Genomic DNA, 24,963 nt, shown 5'->3' with positions numbered 1-24,963 from the left:
CTGGAGCGGGCTGCGAAGAGAGGGGAACTCCCTCATTCGTCGGTAGGGATTCCCCGAAATCTGTTACGGAATGTGTTAAATGAGGGATGAGGCGAGGAAAAGTGCCTCTTGAAGGACGATTTCTTGATTCTTGATATGAAGAATTGGGGGTGACGAGGTACCTGAGGTTTGGAGAGCTGTAGTCGCTGCATTTTTGGGGTCTTCCCAGCTTACCCATAAGCGAATATCTGCTGCTTGGTTGAACAGATCGCTTATCTCATCGAAGCGATGGATTAGGGCAATTTTCGGATAATGTGCGGCTTTGAAGCCTTCGGCGATGAGAATATCTACACGGCTATGCAACTGTTGCGCAATTTCGCCTAGTGAAGTCTTGGTTCTTCGCATGGTTCGGGTAGCAGACGATGAGGTCAGTACCGTCTCCAACGCACCATGCAACAGATGTTGTTCACTATCTGTCTCCGGATCATCCAGACGGAAATCGTGCGCATCATGCTTGGCCGAACCGACTCGAATACCTTGGGCCGTGAGTGCTGAGATAAGCTTGCAAGCGAGCGTTGTTTTGCCGCTATTTTTGTAACCGATAATTTGCAGCACCGGTACAGTCGGTAGGACTGAATCTTCATCAGATCGTAAGATCATTCTTCTCGCTCCCTCCTAATAAAATCCCTTCAACGGAATGAGCTCAACGAACGAGCCTGCCGCATAGCCTTTCGGCGATCCTGGCAGACATATCAAGCAATTCGCATCCCGTAAGGACACGGTCACACTCGACATATCATACCCTACGGGTGCTGCCGTTAGCTTTCCTTCTTGTTCTGTCATGACACCACGGACAAAGCGTGTAAACCGATCTGATTTCACATAATCCACAGTTAATGTCGCCATGACCCGAGGTTCAGGCACAAGGTCTGCACCCATCATGCCTCGCAGTGCTGGACGAAGAAACAACCGACATCCCACATAACAGGCGGCTGGATTCCCTGAGAGCGCGAATAGGGGCTTCCCTTGCCATCGTCCAAAGGTCGTCGGACTTCCCGGGCGCATCATCACCTTGTTGAATAACAGGTCGCCATCCCAATCTTGCGTTACATCGTACAGAATATCATGATCCCCGACGGACACCCCGCCCGTCGTTACGACGACATCATGATCATGAAGCGCTTCAAGAATCACTTGCTTCGCTATCCTTGCATCATCTGGGACACGGTCCAACACGATTGGAATACCGCCGAACTCCGTTATCGCTGCAGCTAGCATATACGCATTACTGTTCCGAATTCGTCCAGGCTCTAACGCGTCTTCCACACGTAGCAGCTCGGCACCCGTTGCAACAATGGCGATCCTGGGCTGCTTATAGACTTGTACCGAATGGATGCCGAACATGGCGAGTAACGCAACTTCACCCGCACCGATCCGAACTCCCGAACGCAGTACCGTCTCGTTCGCTGCAATCTCTACGCCAATCGGGGATACATTCTCACCCACGACAACGGAACCCTTCACTTTGCACATTTCTGTGCCATCCGGTGAAATGTCTTCTTCCGTCATCTCATATTTGATTACTGCGTCTGCACCATCAGGAACCGATGCACCTGTCATGATACGAATGCATTGTCCCGAGCTTAATCGCTTCTCCGATACCATCCCCGCAGGCACATGATCTATAATCTGAAGTGAAATCGGTGTACCGATCGTCGCCTGCTTCGTATCTTCAGACATCACCGCAAAACCATCCATACCTGAACGGCGAAAATGCGGCATTGGCTGTGGTGCAACAAGCTCCACAGCCAATGTTCTGCCTATACATTGCAGGATCGGTACTTCTTCCGTTGGCATCACATGTACGCTCTCAAGCACGAGACGTGTAGCCTCATGCACACTAATTGCTTTGCGCATAAAATTCTGTTGTTGTTTTCTACCGTTCATGGAAGCACCTCCCGCCTCTATTTTGTACTCGCTGCCACTTTTAGTGTATTCTTCTGGATTTCCACAGGGTCGATTTCACTGAATACCCCAACATAGTAATTCGTCTCACCGACATCATTTTGAATGCCATTAATCGTGAGATGTTGAAGATACAGCTCGCCATTTTGTTTTTTATTCCAGATGTTACCTGCCCAAGCTTTTTTCTCTTTGAGCTGTTTCCACATTACGTCATAGAACGGCTTTTCATGCTTTCCAGATTTTAAGAACCCTGGCTTCTGTCCTATCGCCACCTCCGCTACGTAGCCTGTAATCTCCGTAAAAGCCGGATTGACCGTTAGTATCAGTCCTTTTGGATTCGTGACCAATACCGCTTGCGATGTACTCTGTACAATTTGCTCCGCGAGCTTCACACGATCTTGCCAGTACATATACAGCACGAGCAGCACGCTGCACAAGGCAACCATCGCTAACGCCATAAATCCGATCGCATAATGACCTGTCATCGCTAGAAGAGCCGATAGCATTAGAGGTGGGAAGAATCCTCCGAGACCCCCGATCGCCGAGATCAACCCGTTCGCAATCCCCGATTGCTTGGAGAAGTACAGCGGAACCAATTTGAAAATTGTTCCGTTCCCGAGCCCCGCACAAAGTCCGATCATTAGACAACCTACTGTGAAGAGCGGTATCGATGGGGAGAAGGCAAGAAGGATCCCGCCGATTGTCAACCCACCGAATACGAACAGCAATATTTTAAAAGGATTCAATTTATCCCCGAGCCATCCGCCCACCGGACGCATAAAGGTCGCTAAGGTCACAAACCCTGCGGTACGCAGGCCCGCGTCTACTTTACTAATGCCAAAGTTATGGACCAGGTGATTCGGTAAGAAGACCGTGAATGCCACAAATGCCCCGAACGTAATGAAATAAAAGAAACAGATAAGCCATAATTTTTCATTCTTATAGATCCCTTTAATTTGTTCGGTTAAGGAGACATTCAGCTTCTCTTCCTTACGATCCCCGATGAAGAAGTTCGCAATCGCAAAGACAGCAAGGAGAATCAAGTAGACTTGAACCGTAGAACGCCATCCAATCTGTGTCGCCAAGACAGGTGCAAAGAACGTACTAAGCGCTGACCCAAGGTTCCCTAAACCGTAAATTCCATTGACGAACCCATGTTTTTCTTTCGGAAAATATTTCGGCAAGGAGGTAACCCCTACCGAGAACGTCGCCCCCGATATCCCTAAGAACAATCCGCCAATAATAAGATCAAGGAAGCTCTTCGCATGACTGATATAAAATACAGGAACCAACAACACAATAAAGCTGATGAAGAACATCTTGCGCGCCCCGATTTTATTGGTCCAATAGCCGAATGGAATCCGCAAGATGGAGCCGAGCACAACAGGTACTGCCGTGACAAGAGATAATTGGCCTGGCGTTAACGCAATACCGTCTTTGATGAACACAATTAATGATGATAAGATGCCCCACACCGCAAATCCGAGAATAAGACTCAAAGTTTGTAAGGGTAAAATAGCTTTGGATGGCTTCATGCCCATTCCTCCTCGTTATATCGACTACCTAAGCTCTATTATCCGTGGAGTATGTCTTGAAAAAAATTGGGGAATTCCCTCATTTGCTCTCTAGGAAATTCCCCATCTCGGATTTGCGCTATTTAATTCCAGTTCAGTTCATCTAATAATAATCGTGTTGGCACAGTAAATCGTACCGATTGTCTCCGTTCTTCCATGACAATTTCCAAATCACATTTTAATGATTTGAGTTGATCTTTAACGGGATTAAGTATCTCTTGAGAAAAATGACATCCCCCTGCACATTCATATTCGACTTGGGTATGTCCTAACTCATCTTGATCTAGAACAATCCTAGTCGTAGAAATAGCTCGTGAGCAATGATGAACAAGCAGTTCGAGGATCGAAGCAATCTGTTCTTGGCGCTCATACGACAATCGAATAATGCGTTGGTCCAATAGTTCACACGTTACGCCTTTCGCACGAAAATTCCGTAATCGCAGAAGGACCGGACTCGCGTGTTCAGCATGTACTAACATGTGCATCTCATCTGATGAGGGATGGAGCACGGTACGATCGTATAATTCTGCGAGCACCGCTGCACTTCGCTCTACTCGTTCAATCTCTTGTTGATCAAAAACCCGCTCCTCCCGTTGACCCACCAGAAGAACCCCGTAGGATTGCTCCTGCTCTTTCCGAGCGGAGTCTACGGATACCCCCACACCCGAAATTAATGATTCAACAAGAAAAATCGGGTATTCTAACACCTCATCCCGCACTTCTTCGGGAAAAGAGGTCACAATATGTGGGCGTTTGGCTTGCAACACCTTTCCTGCCATGCCGTTGCCCATTCGCACCGTAATTCTTTTATAACGCTCAGATCTTGCACCAAGCGCAATTTTCCAATAAATATCCCGGTAATTCGCATCAGCAAGTGCAACAGCGACAAAATCAAGAGCCATCTCCAACTTTAACCGCTGCAATTCCAGCTGAATTTTCTGTTGAATTGTCAGCGGTTGATCACTTTCATGAGTCAAAGTCGAGCAACCCCCTTCTAAAGGCGTACTTCATCAATTCACGACGATTATTCAATTGGAGCTTTTCCATAATATTGGCCTTATGGTTCTCTATCGTCTTAACACTAATCGTCAATAACTCTGCTGCTTCCTTATTCGTATACCCTTTCGCGACAAGCGTCAAAATCTCTTTCTCACGCTCCGTCAAGGATTCAAACGTATCTTTCGTTTCCCGTGTTTGACCATGCAAGTAGCCCTCGATCACTTTTTTCGTTGCTGTGGGATGCAAATAGACAAGTCCTTGATGAACCTGCGTTATGGCCGTAACTAACTCCGAGATCGGTGCTGATTTGAGAATATAGCCCGAGGCTCCTGCCTTTAGCGCTCGAAACAGATATTGCTCATCGTCATGCATCGTAAGGATAATGACCTTGATCTCCGGCATGGACTGCAGAAGCTCACTTGTCGTGTAGAGACCATCTCGCCCATTCGGCATGCTCAAATCCATTAGCACAAGATCCGGATGCAGCTCAAAAGCTTTCTTCATACAGGATATCCCATCTGCCGCTTCTCCTACGACTTTAATCCCCGGTTTCGTATCTAGAACTGCACGAAGTCCACTCCGAACAACGGCATGATCATCAACGATTAATACTTTGATATCCATTGAACCTTCATCCTCTCCTTAGGTGGCTTCCTGCTCGCTAACTGGCACCTTCACTAGAATTGCGGTCCCTTGTCCAAGGGCCGATTGCATATCGAATTCCCCGCCCAAGATATTCACACGTTCTTCCATACTATAAAGACCAACGCCATGACGTAATTCGGTTGTCATCTCAAACCCAACCCCATAATCGCGAATATGCAGCTCAGCAAGCGTCGGCAGCAGCTTTAACCTGACATCAACAACTTCGGTCTGTGAATACTTCGCTGCATTCGTTAATGCCTCTTGTACGATGCGGTAAAAGGCAATTTCATGCGCCGCTGGCAATCGTCCGCTGTCTCCTTCAATCGTGAACAACACTTGAATCCCGAACTTCTGCCCGTATAACCGAACATAGTTGCGTAGTGCCGCGACAAGTCCAATATCATCTAACGCAGAAGGACGCAATTCGACAGACAAATCTCGAATGTCTTCGATCGTATGACGGATTGATTCCTGCAAAGTATCCATTGGCGCATCCGTTGTAAGGGGCTCGGTCTCTATAGTCGCCTTCAACACTTCCGTCTGAATCAAAATACTATAAAGTGACTGACCGATCCCATCATGCAGTTCACGCGAGATGCGTTTACGTTCATTTTCTTGTGCGGATAGGATCGAGTGAGTAATCATTTTGGCGATCTGATGCTGCTCTTCCTGCCGTTGCTGCTCAACTTCTTGAATGCGAATGATGTTCAACAGGCCATACATCGGATCCTCATAGTGCGACACACTCGCATTCATGGATTTCGTCTTGCCCTTTGACGTTGTTAGCTGCAACTCAACAGGCTGTGGAGTGGACCCCATGATAAAACAGTTTTGATAGGAACAGAGCTTATTTAGTCCCGGATAATTGGAACAAAGATTGCAGAAATTCAGCGTAACTTGTTCATTGTCCAAGTTCAACATTTGGCCTGCGATGGGGTTCATTCTAACGATATTCAATGCGTCGTCCAACACCAGAATTCCATCCGGACTATGCTTGAACACATTGGAGAGTAATTCTTGTTCCGAACGGAGCTTGTGACTCTGCCAATAAATAATAAAGAAAAATAACGTGGTGATCATTAGTACAAATAAGAAAATTGGAATATAATCCAGCCAGCTTCGACTTCCATCATAAAGAATGGCGCGAATTGCAAATACAATAATAAGTGTTGTGCTTATGGTCAATATTCCATTCTTCACCATAAACCTTACGAATGTTTTTGTCTTTTGGAACGTTGACATCAAAGGCGCTCATTCCCTCCGTCCTTACTTACTGAAAGTCTATCATTGATTTAATCGTTCGAAGTGTGATGTTTATCACATTTATATATAAGGTCAAAATCTATAAAATACACATCGGAAATTTAGTTTACATAACTTTTATTATGTAATTTAATTGTTTACTATGGACAGCCGTATTGAATATATAGAACAAATGTTCTACACTGTATAAATACAGCATATGTATGCGATATTCGGAGATAAAAGGAGAAATCAGAAGATATGGTACGAAGTTTTGATGTAAATCAACGTATGGAACACTATCATGTATCCGGGATGAGTATGACAATGATTCGAAACGGTCAAATTCATAAGACAGAAACGTATGGCGTTCTTGAAGCGGGTACTTCTACGCTAGTTGACCAGCAAACCCTGTTCAATGCTTGTTCCATTAGTAAATTTGTATCGTCCATGTTGGTCATGAAGCTCGCTTCACAAGGCATCCTAGACCTAGATGAAAATGTTAATGATAGACTCACGTCGTGGAAAGTTCCTAATCATACATATACGCAAGCTTGTAAAGTCACACTTCGAACCTTGCTTAGTCATCAATCAGGCATCATAGATCCCAAGAGCAGCTTCACCGAACTAGATCCCAATATGTCTATTCCTACAATGGCGAATCTACTAATAGGAAACACCCCCTATTGTAAAGAATCGATCATCGTAAAATACGAACCTGGGAGCGATTTTCATTATTCTGACGCAGGATTTTGTATTATTCAGCAGCTTATCGAAGACGTTACAAGGAAGCCTTATGGCGTCACCCTGGACGAACATCTATTTAAGCCTTTACATATGAGTAAGAGCACTATTCTAACGTCAATTCCTTCAGGAAATAGAGACGGTCTTGCGAGCGGTCATCACCGAAGTGGCGATGTTGTCGATGGCAAATATCCGATCTATCCTTATCCAGCAGCTGCCGGACTATGGTCCACGTCAACAGATTTAGCACGCTTAGTCATTGAACTTATGGATTCCATTCGAGGGCAGAGTAAAATAGGGATATCGGAGAAATATGCAAGAGAGATGGTCACCTCACAAGGTTGTAGAGAATGGACCGGTTTGGACCTGTTTTTAGAGGGCAACGGTCAGGATATGGTATTCTCATCTCTTGGCTGGGGGGTCGGATTTCAATGCATGATCATCGCAAATCCCTATGTAGAGACTGCTACGGTCATCATGACCAATACGGATACAGGCGTTCATCAACTCGAAGGATTGATTGGTGAAATATTACGTTCCGAATCGGATTAACGAATCTAAATATGGGCAAGACTGCCGATTCCCTAACCGGCAGTCTCTATTATTTCACATCGTTAATGAAATGATTTCCAGAACTCCCCATCCGTATTAATCATATACATGATTGAAGCAAATGGAATCGTAAACGTCGGGAATCCTGCAGCATAAGGAGCAATTTCATAAGGCGCAAAATAGATGTGAAGCGCATCCTCCGTAACATAGAACGGTTGATCAGGTTTAATGCCCGTATAGCTGCCAGGGAACACATAAGAATATTGTGGATCCTCTTTAATTTGCGTGCCGATGATCCGACTCAATTCTTTCACGTAATCGCTATCTGGCTTGAACAAGTCTTTCAATGCATACATGTGTCCATTGGTTAAGTTGATCATCACATGCGTCTTCGTCGGCATCCCATGGGCCGCCCCGATCGGATAATTGTATCCGTCTAGTTGCAGCACCAGGAGATTCTCCTTATAGAAAGTAACATCGAAATCGCCATCATACGTGTAATTGAGCTTCTTGTCTGCTGGAATCGGCTTCACTTGAGACAATTCTTTCAACTTATCGTTAACGTTCCGCTGCGCTGCGGCATCGGACATCCCTTCAATTTGCGGATAATAGACGAGATAGTTGGGATTGGGCTTAAATTTCTCTTCTTTCACAGCGTAAGGTGGCGTTAAGGGGATCACCGTATTTTGTTGCCAGATGATCCGTCCCTCTCGATCGATATAAGATAAGCGGCGATCGATGAAGGCTTTGATCAGATTCTTGCGTTCAAGCGTCAATGTGCCACTACCGTCAACACGTGGGTAACCTGATGCAGGCTTCCCGCTCCGATCAATGAAATACGTCTGTCTGGCATCCGTAGCAGAAGCTAAACCGTTATCGAAATTCTCAACATTCGTATAGATGAAATCCGACAAGCGCTTGCCATTCCAATCCGCAATGGCATAGATCGAACCGATAAAGGGTTGCTCTGGATCCACCGCATTCCCCAGTGCGAACCGTTCATCACCCAGATCTCGAATGTCGTTATATATCGGCTGGATGATTAATTCACCCTTTTTATTAATCACGCCGTAATTCGATTTGTAACCCTCAGCCGTATTCACGATGGCCCTTCCGTCATGGAATGGAAATGCCATCGTAAATGTAGGTTGGATCACGATCTTACCGCGTTCATCGATATAACCGTACTTGCCCGCAGAATCTTGTTGAAATGCGAGCATGCCATCGCCAAGGGGGCCGACAAAAGCATAATTGTACGTCACCAGTTGACGGCCATCAGGTCTAATTAGTGCATAGGATTTGTCTTTAATTTTTACGACAGCCTTGCCATCGTTGAAATCCCCGGCTTCTTCGAACTGTGCTGGAATAATCTCATTACCCTTTTCATCCAAATACCCATATTTGCTGCTGCTATCATTGGTGACATAGAATACAGCGCGATGCTCACTCATATCTGCGATGAATGAATACGCATGTTGGGTCAGTACATTTCCCTTCTCATCGATCATCTTGAACCCATCACGATCGATCACGATCGCTCTACGATCCTTAAAGGAGTTAATTGAATTATAAATAGGCTGAACAACGTATCGTGCCGAAGCATCGATCACGCCATATTTGCCTTTCTCACTAACAATAGCTAAGCCATTATCTTGGAAATCACGCGCATCATCGAATCGAGGCTGGATCACCATCTCACCTTTGGCATCAATATAGCCCCATCTCGTTCCTTCTGTCGTCTTACGTGAAGCGGGAAATAATCCAACCGACCGCCGAGGCATATCCTTTTGCTCCTCTAGCATGTGCTTGATATGCCGTTCAAGCTCCAGCAAGTCTTCTCGCGAAGGGTACGGTTGATTGAAGCTAAGTGCCTTGCGGACAGAAATGAGTGCTGACTGCGGCATACCTGCGCGGTACTGGGCATCAGCGAGATAATACCAATAAAATGTATAATCGGGATGCTGCTCTGTCATTCGTTCGTAATATCGAACAACGCGAGGGAAATAGTAAGGATATAAATCAGGCGCTGGCTCGAAAGTGCCATTATGCCAACGTAGAACCATAACTCGATAAGCTTCCCCCGTATCATGGATCCAGAGCGCGATATCGGCTACGCCATTTGTTCCTGTCGGACCCAGCATATCTTCCACTTCGATATAGCTGTAATACATATTGTCAGGCGCTATATCTCGCAGACCATCCTTCGTCAATGTATAGACGGACAACTTCGACCAGATCGAACCGATCTGCCAACCGACGAGCAGATTATTCTGTCCAGGCTGAACGACCGGCGCTGCAGTCAATAGCGTTACGCCGTAGCCCGGACCGTTTACCGTTGCAACCCGTTCCCACTTCCCATTGAAATTTTGTAGCACAATCAAATGGAGTTCACCATTCAGACGGTACACAACAACGATTTCCGGCGATGAGCTTCCTGTTAAATTCGTTGCGTAGACGGCCGCATGTGAGTTAGGTTTATCGATCAAGATGATTTCCGCACCCGGTGGCAAATGAGCCTTTACGACCTGCATCAACTGATCTATGTTCTCGGACATGCCAGAATCCTCCTCTTTCCCGCTTTCTTCGCCTAATCGTATGCGGGTTATCGGAAGATATGCTTGCTTCTTATGAAAAAAACCATTTCACAGTCAACCTGACTAGAAAATGGTCTTATCCTCACTATTTACTTCAGAATCTGTACCGCAACTTCAGCAAGGTCGCTAATATCTACCTTATGATCATGCGTGACATCCGCGCCCTTCACTCGATTCAATCGGGCTCTGATGACGATTTTCCATAGGCCAATACGACAATTGCTAAATCTCTAATAGAAACTTTCCCACGCAGAACCCCCTACCGCTATCGATTTCGCATCTCCACCTGAGGAGGTGGGATACCCTCTATAGCACTAGGGGGTTCCTTTACGTTACCCGAGAATCAATGTCGCCACGGCAGCCAAATCATTAATATCGATGCGTCCGTCATGGTTCATGTCTGCTCGCTTATACGTCGACCAATTCGCATCATCGGATGTTTTACCGTAGTAAGAAGCTACGATAGCTAAGTCTCCGATACTGATCTTGCCATCTCCATTCAAATCTCCGTAGACGGATGGATTGACGGAGGCCTTAAATTTCGATACTGCTTCATTCAGATCTGTTACAGCCTGCTCTACTTGCTGCTGTGTTGCTGATGGATTCACTGCGACCACTTTGGCTTTATTAATCGACGTCTGCAGGATAGCCTTGGAACCCGTTGGATATTGTCCTGACTGGTTGCCCTCTACCGCTTGATCATGTAGCGATTGGGCATCCGTGATGAGTGCTGACAGAACTGCTTTATTAACTTCGCCAATCGTAATTGCATGCGTCGTGCCATCGATCACAGTCTCGATCCCTTCACCATCGGCAACATTTAGATTCGATAAGGTGACCAACGTGTTTACCGCTACAGGTGACTTGGCTCTCCATTTAAGCGTCATCCAATCGCCGTTATTCACATCTGCCGTATCGACGAACGCCGCAATGATGTTCACTTTACCGGGCACTTTCGTCAATTCAGCCTGCGATGTCAGGATCTTGAATGAATCTTGCAGCGATTCGGCAGCAAGTAGCTCCAACTGCTCAGGGTCGTAGGTTAGTGTCACTTCCTGCGCGTAGATCTTGTTCGTAAGTCCTTTCAATCCGTAGGTTAGGCTAAACTCCTGCCCCGAAGTGACATTGCTCGTTCCTTTTAAGGTTCCTGAAGGCAATGCAGGTGTATCGGATTGCCCAAGAATGGCGATGACCACTTCACCTGTCGCACCTGAACCATCAGCGGCGGTAGCAACGACGGTGACATTGCCATCTTTGACAGCTTGTAGCAATCCATCAGCACTTATTGTCGCGAGGTCTGTCACGGTCCGCTCGGCCCCATACACGCTCCAAGTTACAGATAGGCTCTTACCTTCCGTGACTGCCCCTTGCGATGCCTTCATTTGCAACGTGCCGCCTTTCGTCGTAATCGAAGTTGCACCTTGCTCACCTGTTACGATGAGACCCGTACCCGATTGTACAGTTAGTATATCTCCATCGTCTAACGTGACAACCTGCGATAAGCTCGCAGTCGCAGTAAGATTTGTTCCGTCTACCGTAACAACGGCGCCTTCAACCGGTATGCCATTTAAGCGAACATGCCATCCAGCAGAAACCATGCCCTCCGTAATGGAGAGATTTACTTTCTTCAGATCCAGTTTACCGGAAGCTATCGTAATGCTCGAAGTCTGATTGTTACCGCTTCGCTTCTGACTGAACGTACCGTAGCCGTCACTTGCCGTGAAGAAAGATTTATGGTCTTCCGGTTGCCATGTCGGCGCGAACCCGATCATGTGATTCGGTGCATCATAGGTAAAGCCTTGAAGTGATAGCAGGAGCGACCAAGAGGAGAGAGTTCGCCCATACCATTGACCACACTCATCATCACCAAATGGATTACCAGTTCCATCTCCAATGCCACAACCACCGAAGGTCATATATGAATCATTGCGAAGTCGGCCGTCATACCGATTTGAAGCCGCATTGACGATGGTCAGCCCCTCTTCAAGCATTCCTCGGCGAAGCATCTCTGCCGCTGCGGAATATTCGAATCCGGACATAACCTCATCGAAATAATGAATACTATTCGATGGTCGATCATTATTCGGCCAAGTCGACATGATCATTCCTGCATCCGTCGGTTCCACATACGTACGATATTGATGCACGAAGTCGATGAAGTTATCGTAGTAATTCTGCTCGAATAAATTCTTGAGGGCAATCTTCATATGCTCGGAATCATAGATGTCTCCAAGGCCCAACTGAGATGACCACCACTGCCCGAGCAGCATATCGATCTCGAGCCCGTTACCGAGAACTTTATCCGCATCGGGTGCATTGATCGGTTTCTCAATGTAATACTGGCCATTCCATAGCATATTCTCTTGGTTCACGCGGCCTTTACTATAAATGCTCTCATACAAATCCGCCGTTGCTGTATCTCCAGCTGCACGTGCCATCTTGGAAGATGCATTTACAGCAGCCAGATACATCGACCCAAGCCAGCTGCTATTCGTTGGGGACGTTGCATCCAAAGTCGTAAGTGCAGCGCCTTCCAAGATACCGTTCTTCTTCGGATCGTGATGGTTAATCACATAATCCATCGCAAGTTTGATTTTCGGCCAATATTTCGTCAACCAATCGGTGTCCGAAGATTGCAGATAATCACGGTAAGCCGATAGAATGACACCATTCTGACCATCAAATGAAAACGTAGGCGTGTTATATCGATACGGGAGTAAGCCATCCGGTCTTACGGCATCAAGCCATTGTTGATCGAACATCTGACCAAGCTCTGGCCATAACCGAGAATGTGCTTGGGCATAGTGCCATACGTGATTCGGCATATTGTCACAGCACCCATAACCTTCCCAACCGCCGAAGAACCCATTTTTTGCCCAGAATACGGTTGGTGTATGGAGTAATGCCGTTGCCGAAGTAAGACGATCCAATACATATTGCGGTAGATTGGAACTATACAGCGTATCATGATAGAGCTTCGTCTTGGCTTCTAGTGTCGTAAGGTGGGTTCTGACGTATTGATCCACGTCGGACGCATTGCTCCACCAATTCGTATATTGCATCCCTTCCCCACCGAAGTTACGTGCGGGATTCTGAGGGAAATACCAGCTCAGCACCACACGAACCTGCTTTGACTCTCCTGGAGCGAGGTTCAGGCTGGAAGTCAGCGCACCATCAACTGTCGTTCCTGCTTGTGGACTCAAGGCATTCGCCGCTCCATTCACATCGCCATTAGCGAAGGCTGCTTGCAACGAGTCTAAAGTATCCCAAGCAGCGGTTCCACTCGTCGAGGTGCCACTCACTGATAATGTCATGCTGCCATTTGTTCCTGTCATTTGCAGATGTGCACCATCGCTGCCCGTCTGAATAACATTCTTGTTGCTGCCATAACCATTAAAGTCCCGATTCTTAGCACCGTTAATTGTACCCTTCCCGTCAAAACCGACTGCATTTTGTTGTGAAGCTAGTAAGGATACGTCGACATGCTTATTCGTCGGATTCTTAAATGTCATCGTATAGATCGCGGTTGGAATCGCTGAATCCTTCAGATTGTCAGGAATCATTGGGTTAAATACATCATATTGCACTTGAATTGGCAGTTGATCATCTTGGAAATCGAACCGTCCTAGTGGGAACTCTCCTTGGAAAGTCAACGATTTCATCGCTTGGAATGCCCCTACAGCTTTCGTCTGCAGTGCACGGACAATCGGTTGATCGCCTTCAGACTTCGCACGGACGGCGAAAAAGCTGTTCGGTACAAGACCTGTACTAAGATTCCGGAATGTATCATCACTATTGAAGATCCACGCTTCACTGCGTTCGCCTGTACCGAAATACCGGATACCTCCAGCACCAATTGGCCCTACGGGGAACTGAATGGCTGTTAACTGCGATCCCGAATAAGTAACCGTGGAACCACGTCCATATAAATCTTGCTCCGGTCGATAGAAAGCCATCACACGGCTTGGTGCTGATTCGGAACCATCCGTTCCGATCGTCGTCACGCGGTAATAATAGGTTTGATTGTTCTGTGCTGTCGTATCTTGATAACTCGCATCTAACACGGGGGTGTCATTCAATTGGATAAAGTTATTGTCTGGATTGATGGAACGATATACGTTATACCCAGTCACATCAGCTTCCGTAACGGCTTGCCAAGTCAGCGTATTCGCTGTCGTCCCCTGACTCACGGACAATCCTGCTGGACTTGCTGGAATATTCACGAAGACGTCATCCAGCGTAATATGTCCCCAACTTGTCGTCGAGGAATCAACCATTTTGAAGAAAATTTTCTGGCCTAGATAGGCTGATAAGTTCATGGAACGCTGCTGCATGTTCTCTGCATTCGTACCTTGTACCTTCCCAACTTCATTGCATTTATAAGGCTTTGTTGCATCTACCGTACAAGCCGCAACATAGACGTTCGATCCATTGCCGCCGCCGACGAGCATCGACACCGTAGGTCGGGATAACGTCACTTCAGGGGATACAACCACCGCGTGATAGGAATCCCCATAGGTATTATTGCCTTCAAGTGTAGATAAGAAGAATTGACCTGCTTTATTATAAGGAGTTGTAGGGGTATTATGGAAAAATTCATTGCTAGCAAGAATCGGAATATTCGAAGCATTACTTGGAACGGTCCACCCTTCAAGTGTCCCACTCTCAAATCCCCAATGCGTACCGTTCTGACCTTCTTCTGCCCCTGCCGTGACGAGGGCTTGATTGAGATGGAACGGTTTCGAGGCAACCGTCTGTACATCGCCTTTCGTATCTGTATAGCGAATGTACAGATACCAATCCCCATCGACATCACGCTGCCGAATCATTTCTCCACTGGCAAATGGTGTCCAAGTCGCCCCCTCCGGTGCAGCATTATTCTTCGTCCATTGATATTGCAGTGGAGACGTATCCGCTCCGGTAACCGTAACCACAGTAGAGACGCTCTTCGCTGGTGCTGCATTGCCATTCAGACTGAATTTGACACTCGATGTCGGAGCGGGTATCGAGGTATCTGTCGCAACGACATTATCCATCTGGACCGTACCTGCATAAGATCCGAGACCGAATTGTCCTGATGTATAGGCTGAATCATTCATATCAATGATAGGTGTCTCGGCATTGTTGAAGTAGATTTTGATATTCGATCCCGTTGCTGCCACTTTCAGGTGGTAGGATGTTCCCGTCGTCAACGTCTGACTCACACTTTTGAGTGCGACATAAGGGAATTTGAACAGCTTAATGACATTCGAACTGGAATCTAGCGTAACGGCATAAGCATTCGACCCTGTATTGTTGCTCCGGAAGTACAAATGCCCCGCAGCCTTGCTCGTCATAAGCTTGATATCCGCCTCATATGTGAAATCGCTTCCAATCACATTTGAACGAAGTAATAACCCATCCCCAGTCGATACCCCTTGGGCTACGGCTCCAGGATTCGTCCAAGTTCCACTGACCGTGTTCCAGTTCGTGAGGGTACCCGTATCGAAGTTGTCGCTGATCAGAGGGGCTGGCGATGCGGCTTGAGCAGATTCTTGAGGCAGAACCATGACTTGAAGAAATGAGGCGACAATCGTAAAGATGAGAAATTGACTCATAAACTTCATATTCCTACGTTTCAATCAAACTCCTCCACCTTCCATATGTAATCCTTCCTTCTCTCATTGTATAAGCGCCCGAATCACATGTATTTATAATAAAGCGTACTCCCTTTGCAATATTCCGAACTCCCCTGCCTTATGGCGTGGATCCATCTTGAAAATTACTCCTTGTAATCCGCTCACTGCTGAGTGTTACCCGTCTAGGTAATCCCTTCTCATGATCGAGCAACTTCATAGCGTACTGTACAGCTACTTTTCCCCCTGTTGGGTAATTGAAGGTTCCCGTAAGTACACCCATGCGTACTAGCTGGATCCCGCCGTTAGCACCAGAAAGCCCGTCAATGCCAACGAACTGGATCCCTTGAATACGCAGCTTCGCTGCTGCGATGGAAGCCCCTTGAGCCATCGCATCATTATGAGCGAATATGACATCGACTTTGGGATACCGCGTTATCACTTCTTTCACCTTATCCTCCGCTCGATCTCGCATCCAGTCAGCAATAATCGTATCCACGATATGAATGTTATCGTGTTCGGCGAGCACTTCTTGGAATCCCTTGCTCCTGCCAACAGCTGGAGGGGAATCGGAGAATCCTTGAATTTCAATCACATTCCCCCCCTGCTTACCTAGCAAACTCACGACGAACTGACCGGCCTGTTGGCCAATCGCATAATTATCGGGCCCAATATACAGTGAATAATTGTATCCGGGATCATCTCGATCCAAGACAATGACAGGAATCTTCTCCGCCGCTCGATTGACAATCGGCTTCAACGCCTCGACTTCATTCGGTGAAATCATCAATAGATCAATTCCTTGGGCGAGCAGCTTCTCTACGTCTTTCACCTGCTTCTCACTGCTCTGCGCAGCGTCCTCGAAGAGCACCTTCATCTCGGTATACTGCTGTGATTCAGATTTAATCTCCTGGTTCATCTGTACACGCCAAGGCTCTACAAGATTGGCTTGAGACATGCCGATCAAGTAACGAACTTCCCCGGACGATTGAGACGACGTCTGACATCCAATGGCGATGGTCGCAATACACGTGAGCAAACAGGTAACAAGGACACCCCGGCTAGCCACCTATTTCACGACCCCTTTCCGATATTCAGTGGGGGATACACCGAGCACTTTTTTGAAGGCGACACTAAAATAATGCTGACTTGCGTAACCGATCCGCTCCGATATTTCATAGATTTTGACTTGAGGGTCCTGCATCAATCGCAGAGCATGCTGAATTCGCACCTCAGTTACATAATCAATAAAAGACATTCCGAGCTCTTGTCTTAACAATCGACTCAAGTACGCCGGACTGATCTGGAATCGTTCGGCAACATCTTGTAATGAGATATGGTCCTGATGATAATTCGCATCAATGAACTTCTTCGCATTCATTACAACGGGTGATCGATGATCCTCCTTGTCTAACGCTTGATGCAGTTGTACATAGATCCCCGGGATACTCGCCACTCCACGATCGGAAATCCCTTGCTGAATAACAATGCTTCTACTGGAGAGTTGTTCAACGAATGCTGTCAATTGATCCCCCAAGGTTGTCCAAGATAGTTCCTGACCACTTAAGGAGACTAGCACGACCAAGTGGCTCTTACCATCTCGGAACACGGTGCAGTGAGCACACGCCCGCACGAATTCTTCGGTCACATTCTGGATGGCGAACATCAAGAGATTGTGATCCCATTCCTTCGCCCCCTGTTTATAGGATCCTTTCTCACCCACCCGAACGAGCATCATGCCGAAATGTTCAGGAAGCTGTACATCCAAATAAGCGAGCTGATCTCGAACCTCCGTACCCTCGAGCAACCCTGACATCCACGCATGCCAGAAACGTTCTTTTAACGCTGAATCACTCTTCTTCAGCTGCTGTTCCGTCCAAGAATGATATTGATGGATCTGCTTCCGACGCGTCATCTTCTCCTGTGCTTTTTGAACAACCTCGTACAGATGTTCCTTACGCACTGGCTTTAACAAATAATCGAACACAGCAAGCCGGAGAGCCTGCTGTGCGTAGGTGAAATCATCGAAGCCCGTAATCACAATGAAGAGACAATCTGGAATTTTCTCACGCAGCGCATGAATGAGGTCCAACCCGCTAAGGAATGGAATACAAATATCCACGAGCATCAGGTCAGGCAGCATCCTTGTAGCTATGTCTAGTGCCATCTCCCCATCTTCCGCTTCTCCGACAACCTCCATATCCATCGCAGTCCAATCCAATGCATGCACCAGCCTGCGCCTTATCTTTGGTTCATCATCCACAATGACCACTTTATACATGAGGTCCCCTCCAACTATCTTTGTATCAGGGGATGCCAGACATGGACAGTCACCCCAACATGGACTTGACTATGAAATTCGAGACCGTATTGATCGCCAAAAGACATCTTGATGCGTTGGTTAACGTTGTGAATACCGAATCCTCCGAAGGATGTCGCAACGGATTCGATACTTTTCCGATCCAAGGTATCGCGTACTTCCTTCAATTTCTCTTCTGTCATGCCAACCCCGTCGTCGGACACGGTAAGACACAACTCGTTCGCACGAATGTGTGCCTGTATCCGGATCATCCCTTTTCCTCGACGAGCTTTGATCCCATGGTAAATGGCATTTTCTACGAGCGGTTGCAGCGTGAGTTTGAGAACTTGATAGTGTTCTAAGCCCGGATCACATATGATCTCGTAATCCAGCTTGTTCTCGTAACGCATCTTCTGAATGATCAGATAACTGCGGACATGTTCGAGCTCATCATGAACCGATAGCATTTCTTGACCACCGCTTAATCCGAGCCTGAATAAGTTACTGAGGGCGCCGATCATCTCCGCAATCTCATTCGCACCTTGTTCTTCCGCCATCCATTCAATGCCATCAAGCGTATTGTATAGAAAATGCGGTTTGATCTGTGCTTGAAGAATGCGGATCTCCGCTTCCCGCTTGCTCTGCTGCTCCTGATAGACCAGTTCTATCAATTTCCGCAATTCTCCGATCATATTATTGAAGCTATTGCCGACTTGCCCAATCTCATCCTTATAGGGATGGGTGAAATGGACGCTAAGGTCACCGTTCTCCGCCTTCTTCATCAAATTCTTAAGACTCTTCATCGGTTTGACAATCGAAGATACGAAGATAAAGGCAACGATAAATGCGAGCAGCAACGTCACCATCCCGATGATGAGTGAATAGTATCGGATTGTCGTTACTTCTTGTAACGTTTCGCTTAACGAGAAGACACCGACCGTCTTCCACAGCGTGTACTGAGATTGGTGATAGATGATCTGATGCTTCTGATTGAGGATGGTCTTCACCATCGCATGGGAATCCTTCTTCTCCAGCCAACTGGGATTCACTCGGTTCACGACGGGATTGACAGGCGCATAGACGATTTCTCCTGTACGATCCGTAATATAGACGAACCCTGATTTCCCAAGTGTAATGCCTTGAATCATCTTCTCAATGGTATCGAGCTTCAAATCTATCGAGATGACACCGATCACATCCTCCCGAGTAGGATGTTTAACGTCCTTAATGATCGATACGACATCATCTGCGGTATTGTTAATGCCTGCTGTTAGATTTCGACCTAGTGGTCTACTAATTAATTGCAATTGGTCTTTGGATTCGATCGCTTGTTTGTACCAAAATTCATTCGTCAGTGGGTCACGAGAGATCCGATACTCTTCATTACTAATATACAAGTCATTCGGATTGACAATCAGAATGCCTGCAACTTCCGGGTGAACATGCTTGAAATTCGCTAGATTCCTTCGCACTTCCGTCTCCACATCGACTCGATTGTTTTCGAGATTACTCTTGATCTGGAAAAATGTCAGGACATTCGGGTCCTGAGATAGAATATCAATCATATTCTCCATATCATGGATATAGAACTCTACATTCTTGTTGATCTGCTCAATAATCTGAATCGTATGCTGATTCGTCTCCCGCTCAATTGACCGTGAATAGATCACGTCGCCTAGAAACCCTAATGTAGACAGAGGGAACAAGATGAGGATTAGGAAATAGACAGTGAGCTTGAATTGAATACTTTTACTTTGAAAAGTCGTCCACAGCAATCGCAATACGCGCACCGTCTTTCCGGAGTCTTGCACACATTTTGTCTCATAACCTCTTACTTTTCAATAGATTCGACAAAACCTCTCATAACCTGAGAAAAGGTCCAAGAGATAGACTCTGGACCTTTCATTCTGCGTTATTTCCCGCCGTATTGCTTGTATGCATCAGCGGCATTCTTCGCTGTAATCTCCATTGTACCCAGCGTAACTTCCTTCTCTAGCTTCTCGCCCTTCACGAGTAATTTGTAGGCATTCTCAATCGCTTCTGATCCGCCTGTCGGATAGACCCATGTCGCTGAAAGCCTACCATCCATAATGCTCTTGATTCCGCCATCCGGGGTTGGCAGGCCATCCGCTCCAATGAACTTCATCTCCTGCTCACGACCCGCATTTTTGGCAGCTATATAAGCGCCTTCGGCCATTGGATCATTCTGGCCAAACACGATATCGATTTGTTTGTTCGCTTGAAGCATCGCTTCCATGACCGTGATAGCTTTATCTCTTAACCAGTCCGCATTCTGCGATGCGATGACTTTGACATTGGGGTTGGATTTAATGCCTTCCATGAATCCATCATGGCGTTCCTTCTGACCTGAAGTTCCTTCGAGTCCTTTGACTTCTACGACATTTCCGCCTTTTTCACCAAGGGTACTTGCGACCCATTCGCCCATCTTGGTACCGATGAGAACGTTATCAGCGCCGATGAATTGGGTGTAGGCATCCCCTTCAACCCTTCTGTCCAGACAAATGACTGGGATACCGGCATCATAGGCTTTTTTCACAATGGCGGTTAACGGTTTCGCTTCATTCGGGGAAATGATGAGTATGTCGACTTTCTGCTGAATGAAATTCTCGACGTCCGCAATCTGCTTGCTATTATCCTGCGATGCGTCTGCATAGACAACTTCGAATTCAGGATGATTCTTGGCTGCAGCTGCAATCTGGTCATTCATCGCGACCCGCCATGGCTCTCCGATATTGGCTTGGGACATGCCGATCAGGAAGCTCGTCTTCTTGGTCGGTGTCGCTTCTTTCGTATTCGTCTCTTGCTTCGGAGTTTCAGATGTTGTTGTCGACCCTGAGCCACTACAACCCGCCAATAAAGCCATACTCATCGTTAACACCAATGCCATGATCGAGATAATGCGCTTCTTCCTCATGCTCACCACAACCTTTCGCCGATCAAATTTGATATGCTATCCTACTATTTTTGCTTCTGTAAGTATACCGCAGCGATAATAATAAGCCCTTTAACGATCGATTGAATGTTCGTATTCACATTCAGCAAGCCTAGCATATTATCGAGTACGCCAAGGATCAAAGCACCAATAAGGGTACCGATGATTGTTCCTTTGCCACCTGCGAGATTCGTTCCGCCAATAGCTGCGGCTGCAATCGCGTTCAATTCATAGCCGATCCCGTCATTGGGGCTGCCTTGGCTTAATTGGGAGGCATGAATCAACCCCGCAATCGCAGCGAGAACGCCGCACAAGGCGAATATGAAGATTTTAATCCGAATCACCGAAATACCCGACAAATGTGCAGCCGTTTCATTGCCCCCGATGGCATATACATGCCTTCCGAATCGTGTATACTTCAGCATGATCGTAAATAAGATACCGAGTCCGATAAAACAGATGGCAGGAACGGGAATTCCCCAGATTCGGGAGCTTAACATACTAAATGCTGGCGGCGCTAGGAACGCATCCTGACCATAGGAGATCGGGATACCTGTCCCGTTCGACCAATATCTAGCAACCCCTCTGGCAATGCTCATCGCTGCAAGCGTCACAATGAAAGGCTGTATTCTCAGTTTCGTGCTGACGACCCCATTGAACATCCCCAGCGCAGCTCCAATCGCTAGGACAATCAGGATCGTCTCGAACATGCCCATAGAGCGGTGCATCATCAAATCTGCTGCGCCCGTCGCCGCTAACCCAAGAATGGCTCCTACCGAAAGATCAATTCCGCCGATGAGAATGACAAGTGTCAATCCGATAGCCATAATCCCATTCTCTGACACTGATCGTACGACATTTGCTAGATTAGCCGGGGATAAGAATAAGTTCTCACCATCTCGTGTACACAAGATTGTCGCGGCGAGAATAATGATAAGAAGCCCGAACAGACTTTGGAACCGTCTCAGAAATCGAATCGATTTATTCCAGATTACTGTCTCTTCTTGTACCTGTAAATCCGAATTCATGGAGATCTGTCGATTCGACACGACTATTCACCTCCTCTCGCCGTGTAGCGGCACTTAGTAGCTTCTCTTGTGTCGCCTCCTGCTGTGTGAATTCACCTGTCAATCTCCCTTCACAGAACGTTAAGATGCGGTCTGATAATCCGATTACTTCAGGCAAGTCGGATGAAATCACGATAATCCCTAACCCGTTTGCAGCGAGCTTGTTGATAACCTGATAGATTTCCGATTTAGCTCCGACATCAATACCCCGTGTCGGCTCGTCTAGCAATAGAATCTGAGGTTTGACGAGCAGCCAACGGCCGAGGATCACCTTCTGCTGATTTCCCCCACTTAAATGCCCTACGATCTCATGGTAAGAAGGGGCTTTAATCTTCAAGCTATCCATCTGCTCTTGCCAATGTCCAGCCTCTACCTTCCTTAACATAAATGTCATCTTACTGAATGCTCGGAGTAGAGGTAACGACATATTCTCCCCGATGGATCGGCCTAATACGAGCCCCTGACCTTTACGATCTTCGGTTACGAAAGAGATTCCTCGACGGATCGCATCCCTCGGTTTCTTCATCTGAACCCGTACACCGTCGATATACATCCGGGCCTTGCTATGGTTCGTGTGAAGGCCGTAAATACACTCGAACAATTCAGATCTACCAGAGCCGAGCAGCCCTGCGATACCTAACACCTCACCGCGATGAAGGTGAAGGGAAATATCCTGTAATTTTCTTTTATTCGTGTGCGGTGGTGGATTGAAGTGTAGATGCTCTACGCGTAATATCTCTCTACCGATGTAGGCTTCACGCGAAGGATACAACTCCGTAATCGATCTACCTGCCATCATCCCTACCAATTCATCATGATTCGTCGAAGCCGTATGCACCGTTCCGATTGCTGCACCATCTCGAAGCACCGTAACGCGATGTGTCAGCTCGAATATCTCTTCCATTCGGTGAGTGATATAGATAATCGATACACCTTCCGCTGCTATTTTGTTAATAATGTGAAATAATGTACGCGTTTCCGTTCTGCTCAGTGCGGATGTCGGTTCGTCCATAATTAACACTTTCGCATGGAGGGATAAGGCTTTCGCAATTTCCACCAATTGCTGCTCACCGATCCGCAGTCTCTTCACAGGAAGATCCGGTTCCACATGTAGATCTAGAAGATCCAAATATTGCTTCGCAAGAAGATTCATTCGCCTTCGATCGATAAATCCCAGCTTCGTGCACGGCTCTCTTCCAATATAGATATTCTCTGCTACAGATAGCTCGGGAACGAGTTGCAATTCCTGATGGATCTTGGCTACACCTGCCTGTCTCGCATCCATTGGGGAATGAATATGTGCTCTCTCACCGGAAATCTCAATATCCCCTTGGTACGAAGGAACGCCACCGCTGAGAATATTCATGAGGGTAGATTTCCCTGCCCCGTTCTCCCCGAGTAGTGCCAATACCTCTCCTGAATAGAGTTCAAGATTCACTTTCATCAATGCCTGCACGGCACCGAAAGATTTCGAGATATCCTTCATTATCAGTAATGGCTCCTGCTTCAATCCGTGCCACCTCCCTTGCTTCTAAGATTAGTATAGAAATAATAAAGTCAGATGTATTTATACAAACGCGTAATACGTGTTCAATTTTCTGCACAAAAAAAAGAAGATTCGATGTTTGCCTTCCATCGATCTTCCTACATGATCCATTATTAAGAATGATACGCTGCGTCAAACGCAATGATATTCTGATCGACATCCAAGATGTAGATCTGCGAGAACCCCGCAACATTCTCCGGACGTGCCTCTTACGGTACCCCTGCTTGTTCCAGCCATACGATGGTATCGTGATAGCTCGTCACCCATATCGCCAGATGTTCGTCACCGGTGTGTATCGGACCCGTGCGTAAAATTTCACCATCGGGACACTCGATCAGGTGTAATTGCTGATCGCCAATCGAGAACCATGCAACATTCGAATCGAATGGCGGTCGTTCGATCTCTTGGAACGGAAGGACTTCCGCATAGAAAGGTTTCGCTTTCTGCAAATCTCGAACCGCAATACTCACATGATGAAGGTTCTGAATGACAACGAACGAACCGACACGAATACGTGACGTTCTCGTACTATCATAGGGGTCTTGTGCGATGTTGCGACTCGCTTGCAACATCGTAGGAAATATCAATTATTTCCCAGGCGAGCGCAGGATTCGATTGAAATCGCTTACATTCTTATTAAATTCGACGTTCATCGCTAGATGAAATCGACATATTATATCAATCGACTGTAATTATTTCAGGATTTGCTGCGCAATCAATGCAAGATCTGAAATATCAATTTTGTTATCACCATTCAGATCCGCATTTTTCACGAGGTCCCAACCATTACTCGCGGAGATCAGTCCATATGATGATGCTGCAATCGCAAGATAACCAATACTGATTTTTCCATCTCCGTTCACATCACCAGTTAATCCAGTCGTTACGTTAACATTTACAGCAATCAGCGCAGCAGATTGCTCCTTTCCCGCTTCATCAGCTATTGTCGCTTGACTGACAGCAATACGTCCAGTGCTCGTCTTCGTGACATCTCTCGCTCTCATCGTAATCTCGACGAGTTCCACATCACGGATAACACCTGCTTGGCTACCTTCACTCGTTAAGATCAGTCGCAGCATGCCAGGTTCTGACTGCTTCGTCTGAACCAGTTTCAATCCGGATGGAATATTTGATTTTTTCAAACCTTGTTAATTCATGTCATTAATTATAGAAGGAACGACGCCCTATC

17 protein-coding genes are annotated in these 24,963 nt (G+C 46.7%); 1 reads left to right on the top strand and 16 read right to left on the bottom strand.

All coding sequences use genetic code 11. From position 1 onward, the window contains the following. Positions 1-75: 75 nt before the first annotated feature. The 6 genes from mobB to C558_RS0121560 form a co-directional block, all read right to left on the bottom strand. The gene (gene mobB / locus C558_RS32745; RefSeq protein ID WP_018758386.1) at positions 76-639 is read right to left on the bottom strand and encodes a molybdopterin-guanine dinucleotide biosynthesis protein B; all 564 of its coding nucleotides are present in this window, start codon (positions 637-639) and stop codon (positions 76-78) included. A gap of 15 nt (positions 640-654) precedes the next feature. Further along, on the bottom strand, positions 655-1,926 hold the full coding sequence (locus C558_RS0121580; RefSeq protein ID WP_018758385.1) for a molybdopterin molybdotransferase MoeA: 1,272 nt from the start codon (positions 1,924-1,926) through the stop codon (positions 655-657). Between the two features lie 17 nt (positions 1,927-1,943). Continuing rightward, positions 1,944-3,479 carry an MFS transporter gene (locus C558_RS0121575; protein ID WP_018758384.1) on the bottom strand — a complete coding sequence of 512 codons (1,536 nt, stop codon included), beginning with the start codon at positions 3,477-3,479 and terminating at the stop codon, positions 1,944-1,946. Between the two features lie 122 nt (positions 3,480-3,601). Then, positions 3,602-4,495, bottom strand: coding sequence for a GAF domain-containing protein (locus C558_RS0121570; RefSeq protein WP_018758383.1), 894 nt, complete (start codon positions 4,493-4,495; stop codon positions 3,602-3,604). Beyond that, positions 4,485-5,141, bottom strand: coding sequence for a response regulator (locus C558_RS0121565; RefSeq protein WP_018758382.1), 657 nt, complete (start codon positions 5,139-5,141; stop codon positions 4,485-4,487). Before C558_RS0121565 ends, C558_RS0121570 begins: the two co-directional genes overlap by 11 nt. A gap of 18 nt (positions 5,142-5,159) precedes the next feature. After that, complete coding sequence (locus tag C558_RS0121560; RefSeq protein WP_018758381.1) at positions 5,160-6,404, bottom strand: sensor histidine kinase; 1,245 nt, start codon at positions 6,402-6,404, stop codon at positions 5,160-5,162. Between the two features lie 291 nt (positions 6,405-6,695). On the opposite strand from C558_RS0121560, the gene C558_RS0121555 reads away from it, so the two are divergent. Next, positions 6,696-7,700 carry a serine hydrolase domain-containing protein gene (locus C558_RS0121555; protein WP_156826223.1) on the top strand — a complete coding sequence of 335 codons (1,005 nt, stop codon included), beginning with the start codon at positions 6,696-6,698 and terminating at the stop codon, positions 7,698-7,700. Positions 7,701-7,762: 62 nt separating this feature from the next. Here C558_RS0121555 and C558_RS0121550 read toward each other — a convergent pair whose 3' ends face one another. The 10 genes from C558_RS0121550 to C558_RS0121505 form a co-directional block, all read right to left on the bottom strand. Continuing rightward, on the bottom strand, positions 7,763-10,255 hold the full coding sequence (locus tag C558_RS0121550) for a WG repeat-containing protein (RefSeq protein WP_018758379.1): 2,493 nt from the start codon (positions 10,253-10,255) through the stop codon (positions 7,763-7,765). Positions 10,256-10,626: 371 nt separating this feature from the next. Further along, positions 10,627-15,915, bottom strand: a complete 5,289-nt coding sequence (locus C558_RS32740) for a GH116 family glycosyl hydrolase (protein WP_018758378.1) — start codon at positions 15,913-15,915, stop codon at positions 10,627-10,629. Positions 15,916-16,030: 115 nt separating this feature from the next. Continuing rightward, a complete protein-coding gene (locus C558_RS31605; protein ID WP_040675518.1) occupies positions 16,031-16,978 on the bottom strand; it encodes a substrate-binding domain-containing protein in 948 nt (315 codons plus the stop codon). Beyond that, positions 16,979-18,190 carry a response regulator gene (locus tag C558_RS0121535; RefSeq protein WP_018758376.1) on the bottom strand — a complete coding sequence of 404 codons (1,212 nt, stop codon included), beginning with the start codon at positions 18,188-18,190 and terminating at the stop codon, positions 16,979-16,981. It abuts the gene before it with no gap. Between the two features lie 14 nt (positions 18,191-18,204). Then, positions 18,205-20,019 (bottom strand): cache domain-containing sensor histidine kinase, encoded by a 1,815-nt coding sequence (locus tag C558_RS0121530; RefSeq protein ID WP_018758375.1) that lies wholly within the window; start codon positions 20,017-20,019, stop codon positions 18,205-18,207. A 101-nt stretch (positions 20,020-20,120) separates the two neighbouring features. Next, entirely contained in the window at positions 20,121-21,143 is a 1,023-nt protein-coding gene (locus C558_RS0121525) for a substrate-binding domain-containing protein (protein WP_018758374.1), read from the bottom strand. A gap of 44 nt (positions 21,144-21,187) precedes the next feature. Next, the gene (locus C558_RS0121520) at positions 21,188-22,210 is read right to left on the bottom strand and encodes an ABC transporter permease (RefSeq protein ID WP_245583850.1); all 1,023 of its coding nucleotides are present in this window, start codon (positions 22,208-22,210) and stop codon (positions 21,188-21,190) included. Further along, a complete protein-coding gene (locus tag C558_RS31600) occupies positions 22,143-23,738 on the bottom strand; it encodes a sugar ABC transporter ATP-binding protein (RefSeq protein WP_018758372.1) in 1,596 nt (531 codons plus the stop codon). Before C558_RS31600 ends, C558_RS0121520 begins: the two co-directional genes overlap by 68 nt. Before the next feature lie 245 nt (positions 23,739-23,983). After that, entirely contained in the window at positions 23,984-24,346 is a 363-nt protein-coding gene (locus C558_RS31595) for a VOC family protein (protein WP_018758371.1), read from the bottom strand. A 120-nt stretch (positions 24,347-24,466) separates the two neighbouring features. Next, on the bottom strand, positions 24,467-24,916 hold the full coding sequence (locus C558_RS0121505; RefSeq protein WP_018758370.1) for a dockerin type I domain-containing protein: 450 nt from the start codon (positions 24,914-24,916) through the stop codon (positions 24,467-24,469). Between the last annotated feature and the right edge of the window lie 47 nt (positions 24,917-24,963).

The organism is Paenibacillus terrigena DSM 21567 (genome assembly GCF_000374845.1).
GTDB classification, from domain to species: Bacteria; Bacillota; Bacilli; order Paenibacillales; family Paenibacillaceae; genus Paenibacillus_K; species Paenibacillus_K terrigena.
This window is presented reverse-complemented; position numbering and strand designations above follow the sequence as displayed.

What these genes read in the sequence shown, in the direction of transcription:
- C558_RS0121575 (WP_018758384.1), bottom strand. Translation starts at nt 3,479, where the DNA reads ATGAAGCCATCCAAAGCTATTTTACCCTTACAAACTTTGAGTCTTATT.
- mobB (WP_018758386.1), bottom strand. Translation starts at nt 639, where the DNA reads ATGATCTTACGATCTGATGAAGATTCAGTCCTACCGACTGTACCGGTG.
- C558_RS0121580 (WP_018758385.1), bottom strand. Translation starts at nt 1,926, where the DNA reads ATGAACGGTAGAAAACAACAACAGAATTTTATGCGCAAAGCAATTAGT.
- C558_RS0121525 (WP_018758374.1), bottom strand. Translation starts at nt 21,143, where the DNA reads ATGAGGAAGAAGCGCATTATCTCGATCATGGCATTGGTGTTAACGATG.
- C558_RS0121550 (WP_018758379.1), bottom strand. Translation starts at nt 10,255, where the DNA reads ATGTCCGAGAACATAGATCAGTTGATGCAGGTCGTAAAGGCTCATTTG.
- C558_RS31595 (WP_018758371.1), bottom strand. Translation starts at nt 24,346, where the DNA reads ATGTTGCAAGCGAGTCGCAACATCGCACAAGACCCCTATGATAGTACG.
- C558_RS0121555 (WP_156826223.1), top strand. Translation starts at nt 6,696, where the DNA reads ATGGAACACTATCATGTATCCGGGATGAGTATGACAATGATTCGAAAC.
- C558_RS0121560 (WP_018758381.1), bottom strand. Translation starts at nt 6,404, where the DNA reads ATGTCAACGTTCCAAAAGACAAAAACATTCGTAAGGTTTATGGTGAAG.
- C558_RS0121535 (WP_018758376.1), bottom strand. Translation starts at nt 18,190, where the DNA reads ATGTATAAAGTGGTCATTGTGGATGATGAACCAAAGATAAGGCGCAGG.
- C558_RS0121565 (WP_018758382.1), bottom strand. Translation starts at nt 5,141, where the DNA reads ATGGATATCAAAGTATTAATCGTTGATGATCATGCCGTTGTTCGGAGT.